The organism is Streptococcus rifensis, from assembly GCF_053203525.1.
In genome coordinates, this window is the sequence record NZ_JBRUCW010000019.1 from 1 (window position 1) to 16457 (window position 16457).

Consider the following 16457-nt stretch of genomic DNA (forward strand, 5'->3'; position numbering starts at 1 on the left):
CAGCCTTAATGGTCTGGTATTTTCTTGTTTCTGTCATGGTTAAGTCTATCCTTTGCATGATACTAGAATAACAGATGGGACATTTTTACCTTCGATCTAACTAGGACATTATCACTTTCGAATGATAACTATCAGTACTTGAAGAAGAAAACATTTGAGAAAGCCCTTGGTTTATGGTAAAATAGACCGAATAATAATTTTTGAAGAGGTAAAATACGAATGGTAGATGCAAGTAAATTAAGAGCTGGTATGACCTTTACAACAGATGAAGGTCGTCTGTTGCGTGTTTTGGAAGCTAGCCACCACAAACCAGGTAAAGGAAACACCATCATGCGCATGAAACTCCGTGATGTGCGTACAGGTTCAACTTTTGATACGACTTACCGTCCAGATGAAAAATTTGATCAAGCTATTATTGAGACACGTCCTGCGACTTATCTTTACCAAATGGATGACACAGCGTTCTTCATGGACACAGAGTCTTACGAACAGTATGAAATTCCAGTGGTTAACGTAGAAGATGAATTGAAATACATTTTAGAAAATACAGAAGTGAAAATTCAATTCTACGGGACAGAAGTAATCGGTGTGACCGTTCCGACAACCGTTGAATTGACTGTTGTTGACACACAACCATCTATTAAAGGTGCTACTGTAACAGGTTCTGGTAAGCCAGCAACCCTTGAAACAGGCCTTGTCGTTAACGTCCCAGACTTTATCGAAGTTGGTCAAAAATTGATTGTCAACACAGCAGAAGGAACATACGTATCTCGCGCTTAACCTAGGATACAAAGGCCGTTAAGAATCCCGAAGAAAAATAAGGGGATTGATACAGTGTCTAAAGACACAAGGCGATCCCCGCATTTTATCTAGGGATTTAGGCTGTGTTCGACTGCTAGGATACAAAGGCCGTTAAAAAAGCGACCGAAAAATAGGAAGAGCGATCTTGAGATAGTAACTCAAGGAGATGTAATCATTTTTCCGAGCTTTTAGGTCGTGTTCAACTGATAAGAATTAACTAGCCGAGTCTATAGAAAGAAATATAGGTCATATAGCTAGTATCTAACTTCTAAAAATAGAAAGGAAATCACGATGGAAAACTTGGGTGATATCGTTATTGCACCGCGCGTGCTGGAAGTAATTACCGGCATCGCTGCAGCTAAAGTAGACGGTGTATATGCACTTCGGAATAAGGCTGTTTCAGATGGTTTGGTGAAGACGAATAAAGGCCGTGGCGTCTATTTACATACGGATGAAGAGGGAAATATCACTGCTGATATCTATGTCTATATGCAGTATGGTGTTAGCGTCCCTTCTGTGGCAATGGAAATTCAAAAAGCTGTTAGATCAGCAGTCTTGAATTATGCAGATGTTGAAATCGCAGAAGCTAATATCCATGTCATTGGTATTGCTTCAGACAAGACACCAAAACCTGATTTGAAGGATTTGTTTAACGAGGACTTCCTTGATGACTAAATCTTTCACGCGTCGTCAGTTACGAGAACAGGCATTTCAGGCGTTATTAGCCATTGACTTTGGAGCAGAGCCATTGGATGCTGCACGTTTTGCACATGTCCATAGCAATGATGAACTTGATGCTCAAGGGGATTCTTTAGAGTTACCAATCTTTTTGCTTAATCTTGTTCAGGGGGTTAAACAACAGCAGTCTGAATTGGATAATCTTTTAATGGGTAAGCTAAAAGCTGGATGGACTATGGATCGTTTAACCATGGTTGACAAAACGATTCTACGTCTGGGATTATTTGAAATAGTCTTTTTTGAGGAGACGCCTGCTAAAGTAGCAGTCAATGAAGCTGTAGAACTTGCTAAGGCCTTTTCAGATCCACAATCAGCACGGTTTATCAATGGTGTTTTAACACAGTTTGTTACGGAAGAAAGAGAATAACACTAAAGGAGCTGGACATTTAGTCCAGCTCCTTAAAAGTATCGAATGATAATAGTGAAGAGTAAAAGGTCTAGGATCATTTCAGACGAGACACCTTTGCTCTTTTTTAGTTTACCCCAAAAACCTTTGTAAGAATTCTTTGGTGCGCTCTTGCCTTGGGTTTTCAAACAGTTGTTGAGGAGTGCCTTCTTCAGCGATCACTCCTTTATCCATGAAAATGACACGGTCGGAAACATCTCTAGCAAATTCCATTTCGTGGGTCACGATAATCATGGTTAAGCCAGATTGGGCTAAATCTTTCATGGTTTTCAACACTTCACCGACCATCTCTGGATCAAGGGCTGACGTTGGTTCGTCAAAAAGCATGGCTTCTGGATTGACAGAAAGGGCGCGTGCAATGGCGACCCGTTGTTTTTGGCCTCCCGAGAGTTGACTAGGTTTGGCTTGCCAGTATTGTTGACCAAGACCCACTTTCTCCAAATTGTCTTTAGCAATGGTTTCAGCTTCTGCTCGGTCTCTTTTAAGGACAGTCGTCTGAGCAACGACGGCATTTTCCAAAACATTAAGGTTGTTAAAGAGATTAAACGACTGGAAAACCATTCCCATTTTTTCCCGATAAGCTTTTAAATTAAAGTTTTTTTCCAAGACATTTTCACCGTGGAAAAGGATTTCTCCTGCACTCGGGTCCTCTAGTAGATTGATAGAGCGTAATAGGGTGGATTTTCCTGATCCTGATGAGCCAATGATCGAAATGACTTCTCCTTTATGAACAGTCATGGAGATATCTTTTAAGACCTCATTTTGGCCGAAGGATTTTTTTAAGTGTTTGATTTCTAAAATAGGATTAGACATGTGGCACCTCCTCGATTTGCATTTGGTTGGCTCCCGTCGTGTAAGTATCCACATCCATCCGTTTTTCAAGATAGCGTAAGATGCGGGTTACGGTAAAGGTGAGAACAAAGTAAATAATAGCAATGACACTAAAGGTCTGGAAGTACTGGTAGGTCTGAGTGGCCACGGTATTTCCTGAGAAATAGAGTTCAACAACGGAAATCACATTCAAAACGGAGGTGTCTTTTATATTGATGACGAATTCATTTCCTGTTGCTGGAAGAATGTTACGAATCACCTGAGGAAGGACAATCTTGCCCATGGTCTGACCATGCGTAAAGCCAAGGGCAGTCGCTGCTTCAAATTGGCCCTTATCTACAGCAAAGATACCACCGCGGACAATCTCACTCATGTAGGCACCTGTGTTGATGGAAACGATAAAAATCGCAGCAAGTGTTCGATCAATATTAAGTCCGAAGGCTTGTGCCGTACCATAATAAATAACCATAGCTTGCACAATCATCGGTGTGCCACGGAAGACTTCAATATAGACATTGAGCAGCCAGCCAAAGAGGGTTTGAAGGCCTGCAAGAAGGCTATTGGAAGCTCTTGGAGCGGTACGGTAAACACCGATTAACAGTCCGATGATGGTTCCGATGATTGTACCAACAATAGAAATCAAGAGGGTCATGCCTGTCCCGCGGAGTAATTGTTGCCAGTTTTTAGTCAAAATAGTGGTCATTTGGGACAGGAAGGAAGGTGTCTCATCGCTGTCAACTTCTTCCAGTGGCTGTTTGGTGATCATGTCATCCATAAGGGCTACTTGCTCATCAATAGTCATTTTTGTGATGGTTTCGTTAACTTGGACGATGCGGACATCGTCTTTACGCATACCAACAGCAATGGCAGCGTCAGACTCTGCCACCTCAAAGCCTGGATCCAATGTCAGCATTTTGAATTTACTGTTAGCAGATTCAGCTGTCATCGCTTCAGGGCGTTCAGAGATGTAAGCATCAATGACGCCAGCTAGAAGGGCCTGTCGCATTTGCGAAAAGTCTCCCATAGGGGTCTGCATGTTGGCCTCTGTCAACTGGGTTAAGAGATTGACATGCCAAACCCCTTGTTGGGCTGTTACTTTGGCTCCTGCAAAGTCTTCGATTGAGGTCGCCCCTGCATAATCGCCATCTGATGCGACGACGAGGACAGGTTCACTGGTATAGTAGCTTTCTGAAAAGGCGATTTCCAGTTTTCGCTCCTCTGTTGGGCTCATCCCAGCGACAATCATGTCGATTTTGCCAGAGGTTAAGGCTGGAATGAGGCCGGTCCAAGAGGTCTTGACCACCAAGAGCTCCTTGCCCATATCGGCAGCGATCTTCTTGGCCACTTGGACATCGTACCCATTGGCATATTGATTGGTTCCTTCGATGGGAACGGCTCCATTTGTGTCATCGTCCTGTGTCCAGTTAAAGGGTGCATAAGCAGCTTCCATCCCGACACGGAGATAGTTATCCTCTGCCTGAGCAATGCTGACAAAGCTAAAGAAGCTTACCAAAAGCATAGCTAGACTTAAAAATGTCTTTTTCATATAGACTCCTCATTATAATGATTCAGTCTAACATTTTACATAAAATTCTAAAAATTCGCAACTAATTGGATAAAAAAATCACAGACTTTTGCAATCTGTGATTTCAAATGATGACTTGAGTTAGGCGCTTGTTCCTGCTACAAGAGTAACCGGCAAGATATAATGTTTTTCAGGCGGTTCTTGACCTTGTTCAATGCGTTCAACCAAGAGGTCGACCATCAATTGGGCAATTTCCTTGAGAGGCTGTTTGATGGTGGTTAACTGAGGAAAGTAGGTTTCCATAAAGGCGGTGCCATCATAGCCGACCAATTTAAGGTCTTGAGGAATAGTTAAGTCAGATTCTAAAGCAATTTTCCGTACCAGAATAGCCGTTAAATCATCTGAGGTGAATATACCATCCGGTTGGTATTTCTTCAAAATGGTTTTGATTTCCATCTCTTTTCGAAGGGCTGAGAAATTAGACGAAACATGAATAACTGGTGCTTCTGGTAACTGCTCCGTAAAGCCTGCTTGGCGTAAGCCAGTAGGGGAGTTAGAATCATCGTTTCCTGAAATCATAAGAGGTCGTTGACAGCCAGCTTTGATAAGCTGCTTAGCCGCTAATTTTCCACCCTGTAAGTTATCTGAAGAAACAACTGGGATGCTTGGAGAGAGATTGCGGTCAAAAGCAATGATAGGAGCTGAAACCCTGTCATAATCGGAAATTCCCAAGTTATGACTGGAGGAAATGATGCCATCGACCTGATTGGCTTCCAACATTTCCAGGTATTCGCGTTCTTTTTCCGGTTCACTTTGACTGTTGCAGATAATGGTCTTATACCCTCGATCAAAGAGTTCCAATTCCAAGTGCTCGATCAGTTCGGCGTAAAAGACATTGGAGATTTTAGGAAAAATCAATCCGACCAACTTGGCCGATTTGCCCTGCAGGCTTCTGGCAAGATTGTTGGGTTTGTAGGACAATTCACGCATGGCGGCGTGGACCTTCTGGATGGTTTTGTCAGATAAATAGCCCTTGTTATTGATGACCCGTGAAACAGTTGTTGGACTGACACCAGCTAGGGCAGCGACGTCGGTAAGTTTAGCGACCATGGTTTAATGTGTAGAAGGTACCTTCTGCCTGACCTTGTGTCAAACGAATGCCAGTCTGGTCGTCGTTCGGATAGACGCGACCGGAGAAGACCTTCTCTCCTTTATTGATAAAGATTTCAAAGATGGACTTATCCATAAAGATAGCAAGAGTAGTGTTTTGGTTGTCAAGAGAGCAACTGCGGGTTTGACCAAAGTCCAAAGCGTATTGTTCGCCTGCTTGGCTACGATCAACGGTAAAGCTCCCTTCTTGAAGGTCGATGGACAGTTTGAGACCCTTGCCATCAGTATCTGCGCAGAGAACTAATTCCGTCTGACTGTCCTTAGGAATGGTTAACTGCAATTCGTAGATATTGTTGGTCTCCATTTGAGCAGCAAATGCTTTTTCGTCTTGACGCAAGCTTGTGATGGTGTCAACAGGATACTGGTAGAGCTTACCATCTTTGAGACTAAGCTCTTTAACCAAAGAAAGAGCGCCTTGATAATCGTAATCATCTGTTGGGTATGCAACATCTGGAAGTCCTAACCAGCTGACAGTGAGAGCACGACCGTCTGGGGCATTAAAGCCTTGCGTTGCATAGCATTCAAAGCCATAATCGAGATTTTGAAGAGCTGAAGGTTCCAGGATTTCAGCCTTTTCAGGATCGAATCCTTGCCCGATTTTATACATATTAGGGTAGATATTATCGTAGTCTAGAACTGCCTTATCAAGGCCTTGCGGGCAGTAGAGCAAGACTGGGTGGTTATCGACAAAGAGCAAGTTTGGACATTCCATCATGTAGGCTGTGCGGTCATTACCAAAGGCTAAATCGCCCACTTCCTCCCAGTTTTTGTAGTCGTTATTCACAGCCTTGTAAAGTTTGATAATCCCTTTGTTGGTTAAATCTTGACCACCGATGATGGCATAGTACTGGTCGTCATAGAGGAAAATCTGTGGGTCACGGAAATGGTCTGTCGTGTCTGCAGGTTGGGTAATGAGTGGCAGGTCGAACTTGACGACTTTACCGTCTTTATCCATCAGAGCGCCATTTTGGTAAGGATGACGAATCCAGTCCTTGTCGCGGACATTACCGGTATAGAAGATAAAGAGCTGATCCTCCATCTGCATGGCAGAGCCAGAATACATCCCATGAGTATCTAATGGGTGATCTGGTTCCAGGACAATACCAGTTTCTTCAAAATGGACCAAGTCCTCTGAGCTTGTATGAACCCAAGATTTAAGGCCGTGGGCTGCTCCGAATGGAAACCACTGGTAAAAGAGTTGCCATTTACCATCAAAGTAGGAGAATCCATTAGGATCGTTTAAGAGTCCGCGTCTAGGCTCGATGTGAAAGTGGCTATGCCAAGGTGATTTGGCGACGTTTTCTTCGATTTGTTTAATTTCTTCAGTGCTCCAGTCCTCATAAGGGCGGTAACGCAGGTTGCTATCAAAAGCCATGATATACTCCTCTATGCCATCAAAGGATGGTTCTTCTTCTCTTTATATAGTAACCGTTTTCCGTTGAAAAATCAACTTCTAACTGTAAAAATAAATAAAATTGTGATAAACGGTTGACATATTTTGAAAAGATGGTAAAATAGAAAGCGAAAGAAAACGTAAACCGCTTTCAACAAATCATTCTATACATTAAGGAGATTCTTTGCAAATGGATAACACACAAATTGCAAAAGAGGTCATCGAGGCGCTCGGCGGACGTGAAAACGTTCGTAGCGTAGCACACTGTGCGACTCGTTTGCGTGTCATGGTTGTTGACGAAAACAAGATCGACAAAGACCGTGCAGAAAACATCGAGAAAGTTCAAGGAGCTTTCTTCAACTCAGGCCAATACCAAATGATTTTTGGTACAGGTACTGTTAATAAGATCTATGATGAAGTGGTAGCGCTTGGCTTGCCAACTGCATCAAAAGATGAAATGAAGGCAGAAGCAGCTCAACAAGGGAACTGGTTCCAACGTGCCATCCGTACCTTCGGTGACGTCTTTGTTCCAATCATCCCAGCTATCGTTGCGACAGGTCTCTTCATGGGTCTTCGTGGTCTTCTTGGTGCATTTGATATCACCTTACCAAACGACCTTAACGTTTACTCACAGATCTTAACAGATACAGCTTTCATTGTCCTTCCAGCCCTTGTGGTATGGTCAACCTTCCGTGTTTTTGGTGGTAACCAAACGATCGGTATCGTTCTTGGGATGATGCTCATCTCTGGTTCTTTACCAAATGCTTGGGGAGTTGCTGGTGGTGAGGTTGAGCCAACAACCTTCTTTGGTTTCATTCCAGTTGTAGGTTTGCAAGGTTCTGTTCTTCCAGCCTTCATCATTGGTATCGTTGGTGCGAAATTCGAGAAATTTGTCCGCAAGTTTGTTCCGGAAGTTCTTGATCTTTTGGTAACACCATTTGTTACTCTTCTGGTCATGTCAATCCTTGGCCTCTTCGTTATTGGACCAGTTTTCCACGTTGTTGAAGAGTACATCCTGCTTGGTACAAAAGCTATTCTTGACTTGCCATTTGGTTTGGCTGGTTTGATTATTGGTGGTGTTCATCAGCTTATCGTCGTATCAGGGGTACACCACATTTTCAACATGCTTGAAATCCAACTGCTTGCTGATAGTGGTGAAAATGCCTTTAACGCCATTATCACAGCAGCGATGACAGCTCAAGGTGCTGCAACTGTTGCCGTTGGTGTTAAGACTAAAAATGCTAAACTGAAAGCTCTTGCCTTTCCAGCTGCCCTTTCTGCCTTTCTCGGTATTACTGAGCCAGCGATCTTCGGTGTCAACTTGCGCTACCGCAAACCATTCTTCTTGTCATTGATTGCTGGTGCTATCGGTGGTGCCTTAGCATCAATCCTTGGCCTTGCAGGTAACGGATCTGGTATTACAATTATCCCAGGTACAATGCTTTATATTGATGGGCAATTGCCACAATATCTATTGATGGTGGCAGTATCTTTCGCTCTTGGTTTTGCCTTGACCTACCTTTTCGGTTTTGAAGACGAAGAAAAGGCTTCTGCTGCTTCTGAACAGCCTGTCAAAACACAACCACGCGTTTCTGCTGTGCCAGCTTCAGCTGTAGCTAATCAGGCTGGTGAAGAACTTGTTTCTCCACTTGTCGGTGAAGTTGTTGCTCTTGAAAATGTCTCTGATCCAGTCTTCTCATCAGGAGCGATGGGTAAAGGCTTGGCAGTGAAACCATCTGAAGGTGTAGTTTACGCACCAGCAGATGCTGAAGTTACCATTGCTTTTGAAACAGGCCATGCCTATGGTTTGAAAACAACTAATGGTGCTGAAATCTTGATCCACGTCGGCATCGATACGGTTTCCTTAAATGGCCGTGGCTTTGACATGAAGGTTTCTGCTGGAGACCAGGTTAAAGCTGGTGATGTTCTTGGTTACTTTGACCCGGCAGTGATTGCTGAGGCAGGACTTGATACAACAACGATGGTGATTGTGACAAACACAGCTGATTATGCGTCAGTAGATGCTCTTGCTTCAGGAACAGTTGCACAAGGTGATGCTTTCTTGAAACTAGCAAAATAATGTCATCATACAAAAGGGCCTAGGCCCTTTTTTGGTGATTTATAATATGCAAGATTCGTGCTATAATAGATCATGTAACTATAAGGGGATTATTGAAATCCGATTGAAATGAAGAGGAACTCATATGACAACATTATACGGTAGTTTAGAAGCCGGTGGTACAAAGTTTATCTGTGCTGTCGGTGATAAGAATTTTAAGGTGATTGAGAAGGTTCAATTTCCAACAGCAACGCCTCAAGAAGCCATTGCCCAGACCATCGCATTCTTTCAAAAATTTGATAATCTAGCAGCCCTTGCGATTGGGACGTTTGGACCAGCGGATATTGATCCGGAGTCAGAAACCTACGGCTATATTACCAGTACTCCAAAACCGTTTTGGGCAAACACGGATTTGGTTGGTCCGATTAAGGCTGCCCTCAATATTCCGGTCTATTTTACGACTGATGTGAATTCTTCTGCTTATGGTGAGGCTCTCATTCGTGAAGGTGTTGATAGTTTAGTTTACTACACGATTGGAACTGGAATCGGTGCAGGAGCTATTCAAAACGGCCAATTTATCGGCGGTATCAGCCATGCTGAGGCAGGGCATGTGTACGTGGCCAAGCATCCGGACGATGCTGATTTTGACGGAATTTGTCCGTTTCACGGGGCTTGTCTGGAGGGCTTGGCAGCAGGACCAAGTCTTGAAGCGAGGACTGGTGTTCGTGGTGAAAATATTGAAAAAGATAGTTATGTCTGGGATGTTCAGGCATACTATATTGCGCAAGCAGCTGTTGCTGCGACCCTTAATTTCCGTCCGGAAGTGATAGTCTTTGGTGGAGGGGTCATGGGGCAAGAACACATGCTCAATCGTGTTCGTGAGCTTTTCACGAAGCTGATGAATAATTACGTTCCTGTTCCGGATATGGAAGACTATATCGTGACACCGGCTATTGCAGGAAACGGTTCAGCGACCTATGGCAATTTTGCCTTAGCAAAGAGTATCGTTTAGTAATCTGACAAAAGGCGCGAAAACCTCGCGCTTTTTTATAGTTTTGAAAGGCGATTTCGGTGGAGAAATTGTTGAAAGATGATGAGGTTTGTGGTATGATAGGGTGATTACCTTCGAAAGGAAAAATGATGGGAAATAATTTGCTTCGTACTCTTATTGAAAACGATAAGGGAGAATTGAAAAAATTAGAAAAAATGGCACTTAAGGTTGAGAACTATGCTGATGCGATGGCTGCCCTAAGTGATGAAGAATTGCAGGCGAAAACACTAGAGTTTAAGCAACGTTATCAAAATGGCGAATCCTTGGATGATTTGCTTTATGAAGCTTTTGCAGTTGTCCGTGAAGCTTCTAAGCGCGTTTTGGGACTCTACCCCTACCATGTCCAAATCATGGGTGGTATTGTTCTTCACCAGGGAGACATGCCAGAAATGCGGACTGGTGAAGGGAAGACCTTGACAGCTACCATGCCCGTGTACTTGAATGCTCTAAGCGGTGAAGGAGTTCATGTTGTAACAGTCAATGAATACCTCTCGACACGTGATGCGACCGAAATGGGGGAACTCTATTCATGGTTAGGGTTGTCTGTGGGAATCAACCTAGCAGCCAAATCACCAGCTGAAAAACGAGAAGCTTACCAGTGTGATATTACCTACTCGACGAACTCTGAGATTGGTTTTGACTATTTACGGGATAACATGGTTGTCCGAGCTGAGGATATGGTTCAACGTCCCCTTAATTATGCTGTTGTTGATGAGGTGGACTCGGTCTTAATCGATGAAGCCCGGACACCGTTAATTGTGTCAGGAGCTAAGACAGGTGAAGCGGGGCAGCTCTATAATCGTGCTGACCGTTATGCTAAGAGTCTTACCAAGGACGATTATATTATCGATGTCCCTTCTAAAACGATTGGCTTATCAGAGTCAGGGATCGATAAGGCTGAGGAATTTTTCAACCTAAACAACCTCTATGACATCGAAAATGTCACCTTGACTCACTTTATCGACAATGCCTTACGGGCAAACTATATTATGGCCTTGGATGTGGACTATGTCGTTTCGGATACTCAAGAAATCCTCATCGTTGACCAATTTACAGGACGTACCATGGAAGGCCGTCGCTATTCAGATGGTCTTCATCAAGCGATTGAGGCCAAAGAAGGTGTACCGATCCAAGATGAATCCAAAACATCTGCTAGTATCACCTACCAAAACATGTTCCGTATGTATAAGAAACTTGCAGGGATGTCAGGAACTGGTAAAACCGAGGAAGAAGAATTTCGTGAAATATACAACATGCGCATTATTCCAATTCCTACCAATAAACCGATAGCTCGTATTGACCATGAGGACTTGCTTTATCCAAGCCTTGAGTCTAAATATAAGGCTGTTGTTCAAGATGTTAAGGCTCGTTATGAGAAGGGACAGCCTGTCCTTTTAGGAACGGTTGCCGTTGAAACTTCTGAACTCATTTCACAAAAATTAGTAGCAGAAGGAATTCCACATGAAGTTTTGAATGCTAAAAACCATGCCAAAGAAGCGCAGATCATCATGAATGCAGGCCAGCGCGGTGCTGTGACGATTGCAACCAACATGGCCGGTCGTGGTACCGACATTAAACTTGGTGAAGGTGTGCGTGAACTAGGTGGCCTTGCCGTCATCGGGACAGAGCGTCACGAGAGCCGTCGTATTGATAATCAGCTCCGTGGACGTTCCGGTCGTCAAGGGGATCCCGGTGAATCACAATTTTACCTCTCTCTTGAAGACGAGTTGATGCGCCGTTTTGGTTCAGAACGTATAAAAGCTGTCATGGATCGCATGAACTTGTCTGAGGAAGAGTCTGTTATCAAGTCCGGTATGTTGACTCGCCAAGTTGAAGGTGCCCAAAAACGTGTTGAAGGGAATAACTATGATTCCCGTAAGCAAGTTCTTCAATATGATGATGTCATGCGTGAACAACGTGAAATTATCTACCGTGAACGATATGATGTGATTACTTCAGATCGTGATTTGGCACCAGAAATCAAGGCCATGATTCGTCGGACAATCGAGCGTCAGGTAGATGCTTATGCCCATCTTAAAGATCGTGACGAAGCTAAAACTTCTATTCTAAACTTTGCCCACATGGCCCTTGTCTCAGAAGATGAGTTGACCTTAGAGGATTTAGCTGATTTAGATAATCAACAAATCAAAGATTTCCTGTTTGAAAAAGCGCAAGCAATTTATGACGATCAGGTTGAAAAATTACGCGATGAAGATGCTGTTAAAGAATTCCAAAAAGTATTGATTTTACGTGTGGTTGACAGTAAATGGACAGATCATATTGATGCTCTTGATCAACTCCGCAGTGCGGTTGGACTGCGTGGCTATGCGCAAAATAATCCTGTTGTTGAGTATCAGTCAGAAGCCTTTAAAATGTTTAATGACATGATTGGAGCTATTGAGTTTGATGTTACTCGTCTCATGATGAAGGCTCAAATCCATGATAACATTGAGCGGGAACGCAAGGTTCAAAATGTTCAAACGACGGCAACACGTAATATTTCAGCTAAAGAAGCTGCCTTGCCAAGAGATCTTGATTTAACATCTGTTGGACGTAATGAACTTTGTCCTTGCCAATCTGGTAAAAAATTCAAGAACTGTCATGGGCGTGCCTGAGAGGCCGTTTACAACTCGAGTAACTGTCGATATAGGGGGAAACAGTGACATTTAAAGCGACTAGTAACAGAATTGATATGGATGAAGTGCGTGCACTTTCAAAATTGACAGGCACTTGTCTAGTTGAAAAGGAAGCTCGCGACAAAGAATTAGAAGCTATCATTAAAGGGGAAGACGATCGTCTCCTCTTGGTGATTGGCCCGTGTTCTTCTGATAATGAAGAGGCCGTATTAGACTATGCCAATCGTTTAGCTAAATTGCAAGAACAGGTTAAAGACCGCATTTTTATGGTTATGCGTGTCTATACGGCTAAACCAAGAACCAACGGTGATGGGTATAAAGGCATGATGCATCAGCCAAAAACAGATGCGGCACCGAGCCTAATCAATGGGATTCGTGCCGTTCGTAATTTGCATTATCGTGTGATTACCGAGACAGGCTTAACAACAGCAGATGAAATGCTCTATCCAGAAAACCTACCTTTGGTTGAGGATTTGGTGTCCTACATAGCGATTGGTGCCCGTTCGGTTGAAAACCAACAGCATCGTTTTGTGGCTTCGGGTATCGATGTGCCAACAGGTATGAAAAATCCAACGTCTGGTAATCTTAATGTGATGTTTAATGGAGTCTATGCTGCTCAGCACAAACAGTCCTTTTTATTCACAGGACAAGAGGTGGAGACGCTAGGTAATCCTTTAGCCCATGTCATTTTGCGTGGTGCTATCAATGAATTTGGAAAAATTCAGCCTAATTACTACTATGATAATTTGTTAGAAACCATTGCTCAGTATGAGAAGATGGGCTTGGCTAATCCTTTTATCATCATTGATACCAATCATGATAATTCAGGGAAAAATTATCTAGAGCAGATACGTATTATCCGTCAGACCCTGATTAATCGCGCTTGGAATCCAAAAATCAACCAGATTGTTCGTGGCTTTATGGTTGAGTCCTATTTGGAAGATGGTCGTCAAGATGAACCTAACGTTTATGGCCAATCGATTACCGATCCATGCCTTGGCTGGGATAAGACAGAAAGTTTAATTCAAGAAATATACAGAACCTTGGGAGAGTAAAATGGGGATTCATCGAAAAGGCGATTTGATTGACGTTGCTAAAGTTAAGGCACCAACGCAGTTGATGGGCGAAGCTCTAGCAAGAAAAGAAAAGCGTGATGAGGAACTCCGAAAAATCATGACAGGCGAGGATGATCGCCTGCTTTTGATTATTGGACCTTGTTCATCAGACAACGAAGAAGCAGTCTTAGATTATGCTCATCGTCTTGCTAACCTTCAAGAAGAAGTCAAAGATAAGATTTTTATGGTCATGCGTGTCTACACGGCTAAACCACGGACCAATGGTTCAGGTTATAAAGGACTAGTTCACCAACCTGATACGTCTAAATTGCCAGATCTCATCAATGGCCTTCAAGCTGTTCGTAAGTTGCATTACAAGGTGATTACTGAGACTGGATTGACGACAGCTGATGAAATGCTTTATCCAAGTAATCTTGTTTTAGTCGATGATTTAGTAAGTTACCATGCTGTGGGAGCTCGGTCTGTCGAGGATCAGGAACACCGCTTTGTGGCTTCTGGGATTGATGTCCCAGTTGGCTTAAAAAACCCGACATCGGGAAATCTAAACATCATGTTTAACGGGATTTTTGCGGCTCAAAATGAGCAGAATTTCTTCTTTAACAGTGCTGAAGTGGATACAGATGGTAATCCTATGGCCCATGCCATTTTGCGCGGTGCAACCAATGAGCACGGTGAAAATGAGCCAAATTACTATTATGATATTTTATTAAAAGCGATTGCTCAGTACGAAAAAATGGGCCTAGCAAATCCTTTCATCATTATCGATACCAATCATGACAATTCCGGAAAAAACTATTTAGAACAAATTCGGATTGTTCGTCAGACACTAATTAATCGTGATTGGAATGCTAAGATTAATCAGTTTGTCCGTGGGTTTATGATTGAGTCCTATATCGAAGATGGTCGTCAGGACCAACCCTTGGTTTATGGCAAGTCTATTACTGATCCTTGCCTAGGTTGGGAAAAGACAGAAAGCCTCGTTCGTGAAATTTATGAAACAACAAAACACGAGTCACTTGAAGAGGCCCTATAACATCTAGAGAATCTACTGTCACTTATTATCCTGATAGACAAGACAAGTCACGAAGGTCAAGGCCAGTTGTTGATTTCTCTTTTGCCTATCTGAGTATTCAAATTCTATAGCAATTTAACCTAATTTCCATTGATGTGAAATTAAAGGTGAAAAGTCTAGGTCTTTTTAAATTTAAGATCAGAGCTATACTGCTTAACTGTCGGCGAGTCAGCTGGACTGAGTCCACTGGCTCCTTATTTTTAGAGAGGTTCACATTCCATGATAACTGGACACGGGATTGACTTACAAATTATCAGCCAAGTGGCAAAGGCTCACGCCAAGAGCCCACGTTTTGCCCAAAAAGTTCTTACAGAGGAAGAAACCAAGGTCTTTGATAGCTTAAAAGGCTCACGCCAAATCAGCTATCTCGCTGGTCGCTGGTCAGCAAAGGAAGCTTTTTCTAAGGCTTGGGGGACAGGAATTGGTCAAATTAGTTTTCAAGAGTTAGAAATTTTATCAAATGATTTAGGTGCTCCTGTATTTACCAAGCATCCGTTTTCTGGCGAGGTCTGGGTGTCTATTAGTCATTCGGGTGATTTTGTTCAGTCTAGTGTCATTTTGGAGGAAAAAGATGATTAGTGCACAGCATCGACCAACCGTGGTCACTGTTAATCTTGAACATATTGGTCACAATTTGCAACAAGTTATGAGGACGTTGCCAGAAAAAACTCAGGCTTGGGCAGTGGTTAAAGCCAATGCTTATGGGCATGGAGCGGTAGAGGTGGCTAACTATTTGCAAAAAGATGTGGCTGGGTTTTGCTTGTCCAATATTGACGAAGCGATAGAACTACGAGAGGCAGGTATTTCAGCCCCTCTCTTGGTTTTAGGCGTTATTCCAGTAGAATGTGTATCTTTGGCGCTCAAGTACCAAATAGCTGTAACAGTGGCCTCTCTGGAATGGTTGGAGTCCGTGTTAGCTAGTGGCCTTGAAGTTGCGGGTCTGACTGTTCACCTAAAAGTGGATACTGGCATGGGGCGAATAGGCTTTCGAGACAGTCAAACCGTTGAAAAAGCGATTGAAAAATTGTCTATTAATCAGATGGCTTTTGAAGGGGTTTTCACCCATTTTGCAACAGCAGACGAAAAGGATGATGAGCAGTTTCAGAAACAATTGACATGTTTTAAAAATATGCTGGCTAATCTACCTCAACAACCTAAGATGGTCCATGCCAGCAACTCGGCGACGGCCATTTGGCATCAAGAGACAGTTTTTGATGCTGTTCGCTTGGGAGATGTGCTCTATGGATTGAACCCCAGCGGACAAACACTGGAGATGCCTTTAAATATAAAACCAGTCCTCACCCTTTCAACGTCCTTAGTTCATGTCAAGCAGGTATCGGCTGGAAGTACAATTGGTTATGGGGCAACCTATCAGACGAGCGAGAGAGAATGGATTGGAACCATTCCTATCGGTTACGCTGATGGGCTAACTAGGAAGATGCAAGGATTTAAGGTCTTAGTTGATGGGCAATTATGTGAAATAGTAGGCCGGGTGTCTATGGATCAGGTGACCGTCCGTCTTCCCCGAAAATACCCATTAGGCACGAATGTGACCCTGATTGGAACCAATGGGGAACAGCAGATTACGGTTCAGGATTGGGCTAATTACAGGGAGACAATCAACTACGAAATTGTTTGCTTACTGAGTGATCGCATTGCCCGTCGCTATCTGAAGGAAGAGAAAACTAATTGCTAAAAG

General features: G+C 43.2%; 14 protein-coding genes. 10 read left to right on the forward strand and 4 right to left on the reverse strand.

Annotated elements, in window-relative coordinates; genetic code table 11:
• Nucleotides 1-219 precede the first annotated feature (219 nt).
• The 3 genes from efp (at nucleotide 220) to nusB (ending at nucleotide 1906) form a co-directional block, all read left to right on the forward strand.
• Nucleotides 220-780 carry an elongation factor P gene (gene efp, locus ACVRYP_RS09960; RefSeq protein ID WP_307121946.1) on the forward strand — a complete coding sequence of 187 codons (561 nt, stop codon included), beginning with the start codon at nucleotides 220-222 and terminating at the stop codon, nucleotides 778-780.
• Nucleotides 781-1086: 306 nt separating this feature from the next.
• Entirely contained in the window at nucleotides 1087-1476 is a 390-nt protein-coding gene (locus ACVRYP_RS09965) for an Asp23/Gls24 family envelope stress response protein (protein WP_307121965.1), read from the forward strand.
• A complete protein-coding gene (gene nusB / locus ACVRYP_RS09970) occupies nucleotides 1469-1906 on the forward strand; it encodes a transcription antitermination factor NusB (protein ID WP_447468562.1) in 438 nt (145 codons plus the stop codon). Before ACVRYP_RS09965 ends, nusB begins: the two co-directional genes overlap by 8 nt.
• A gap of 111 nt (nucleotides 1907-2017) precedes the next feature.
• On the opposite strand, the gene ACVRYP_RS09975 is transcribed toward nusB, so the two are convergent.
• The 4 genes from ACVRYP_RS09975 to ACVRYP_RS09990 all read right to left on the reverse strand — a co-directional run bounded on the left by ACVRYP_RS09975 (nucleotide 2018) and on the right by ACVRYP_RS09990 (nucleotide 6846).
• Nucleotides 2018-2758: an amino acid ABC transporter ATP-binding protein gene (locus ACVRYP_RS09975; RefSeq protein WP_447468563.1), complete on the reverse strand. Its 741-nt coding sequence runs from the start codon at nucleotides 2756-2758 to the stop codon at nucleotides 2018-2020.
• A complete protein-coding gene (locus ACVRYP_RS09980) occupies nucleotides 2751-4322 on the reverse strand; it encodes an ABC transporter substrate-binding protein/permease (RefSeq protein WP_447468564.1) in 1572 nt (523 codons plus the stop codon). Before ACVRYP_RS09980 ends, ACVRYP_RS09975 begins: the two co-directional genes overlap by 8 nt.
• 120 nt (nucleotides 4323-4442) lie before the next feature.
• Nucleotides 4443-5411, reverse strand: a complete 969-nt coding sequence (locus ACVRYP_RS09985; protein WP_447468565.1) for a LacI family DNA-binding transcriptional regulator — start codon at nucleotides 5409-5411, stop codon at nucleotides 4443-4445.
• Nucleotides 5401-6846 carry a sucrose-6-phosphate hydrolase gene (locus tag ACVRYP_RS09990; RefSeq protein WP_447468566.1) on the reverse strand — a complete coding sequence of 482 codons (1446 nt, stop codon included), beginning with the start codon at nucleotides 6844-6846 and terminating at the stop codon, nucleotides 5401-5403. Before ACVRYP_RS09990 ends, ACVRYP_RS09985 begins: the two co-directional genes overlap by 11 nt.
• Nucleotides 6847-7054: 208 nt before the next feature.
• Here ACVRYP_RS09990 and ACVRYP_RS09995 point away from each other — a divergent pair, with 208 nt between their 5' ends.
• The 7 genes from ACVRYP_RS09995 (at nucleotide 7055) to alr (ending at nucleotide 16454) form a co-directional block, all read left to right on the forward strand.
• Nucleotides 7055-8944 (forward strand): sucrose-specific PTS transporter subunit IIBC, encoded by a 1890-nt coding sequence (locus ACVRYP_RS09995; RefSeq protein WP_447468567.1) that lies wholly within the window; start codon nucleotides 7055-7057, stop codon nucleotides 8942-8944.
• Between the two features lie 124 nt (nucleotides 8945-9068).
• A complete protein-coding gene (scrK, locus tag ACVRYP_RS10000; protein WP_447468568.1) occupies nucleotides 9069-9935 on the forward strand; it encodes a fructokinase ScrK in 867 nt (288 codons plus the stop codon).
• Between the two features lie 128 nt (nucleotides 9936-10063).
• Entirely contained in the window at nucleotides 10064-12589 is a 2526-nt protein-coding gene (gene secA / locus ACVRYP_RS10005) for a preprotein translocase subunit SecA (RefSeq protein WP_447468591.1), read from the forward strand.
• Nucleotides 12590-12633: 44 nt separating this feature from the next.
• Complete coding sequence (locus ACVRYP_RS10010) at nucleotides 12634-13665, forward strand: 3-deoxy-7-phosphoheptulonate synthase (protein ID WP_447468569.1); 1032 nt, start codon at nucleotides 12634-12636, stop codon at nucleotides 13663-13665.
• Nucleotide 13666: 1 nt separating this feature from the next.
• Entirely contained in the window at nucleotides 13667-14719 is a 1053-nt protein-coding gene (locus ACVRYP_RS10015) for a 3-deoxy-7-phosphoheptulonate synthase (RefSeq protein WP_447468570.1), read from the forward strand.
• 258 nt (nucleotides 14720-14977) lie between these two features.
• Nucleotides 14978-15337, forward strand: a complete 360-nt coding sequence (gene acpS, locus ACVRYP_RS10020; RefSeq protein WP_447468571.1) for a holo-ACP synthase — start codon at nucleotides 14978-14980, stop codon at nucleotides 15335-15337.
• Nucleotides 15330-16454, forward strand: coding sequence for an alanine racemase (gene alr, locus ACVRYP_RS10025; protein ID WP_447468572.1), 1125 nt, complete (start codon nucleotides 15330-15332; stop codon nucleotides 16452-16454). Before acpS ends, alr begins: the two co-directional genes overlap by 8 nt.
• Nucleotides 16455-16457: the final 3 nt, after the last annotated feature.

Bases quoted from the DNA above. Each gene is read 5' to 3' on its own strand.
- alr (WP_447468572.1), top strand. From the start codon at position 15,330: ATGATTAGTGCACAGCATCGACCAACCGTGGTCACTGTTAATCTTGAA.
- ACVRYP_RS09980 (WP_447468564.1), bottom strand. From the start codon at position 4,322: ATGAAAAAGACATTTTTAAGTCTAGCTATGCTTTTGGTAAGCTTCTTT.
- ACVRYP_RS09975 (WP_447468563.1), bottom strand. From the start codon at position 2,758: ATGTCTAATCCTATTTTAGAAATCAAACACTTAAAAAAATCCTTCGGC.
- nusB (WP_447468562.1), top strand. From the start codon at position 1,469: ATGACTAAATCTTTCACGCGTCGTCAGTTACGAGAACAGGCATTTCAG.
- ACVRYP_RS10015 (WP_447468570.1), top strand. From the start codon at position 13,667: ATGGGGATTCATCGAAAAGGCGATTTGATTGACGTTGCTAAAGTTAAG.
- acpS (WP_447468571.1), top strand. From the start codon at position 14,978: ATGATAACTGGACACGGGATTGACTTACAAATTATCAGCCAAGTGGCA.
- secA (WP_447468591.1), top strand. From the start codon at position 10,064: ATGGGAAATAATTTGCTTCGTACTCTTATTGAAAACGATAAGGGAGAA.
- ACVRYP_RS09985 (WP_447468565.1), bottom strand. From the start codon at position 5,411: ATGGTCGCTAAACTTACCGACGTCGCTGCCCTAGCTGGTGTCAGTCCA.
- ACVRYP_RS09990 (WP_447468566.1), bottom strand. From the start codon at position 6,846: ATGGCTTTTGATAGCAACCTGCGTTACCGCCCTTATGAGGACTGGAGC.
- scrK (WP_447468568.1), top strand. From the start codon at position 9,069: ATGACAACATTATACGGTAGTTTAGAAGCCGGTGGTACAAAGTTTATC.
- efp (WP_307121946.1), top strand. From the start codon at position 220: ATGGTAGATGCAAGTAAATTAAGAGCTGGTATGACCTTTACAACAGAT.
- ACVRYP_RS09995 (WP_447468567.1), top strand. From the start codon at position 7,055: ATGGATAACACACAAATTGCAAAAGAGGTCATCGAGGCGCTCGGCGGA.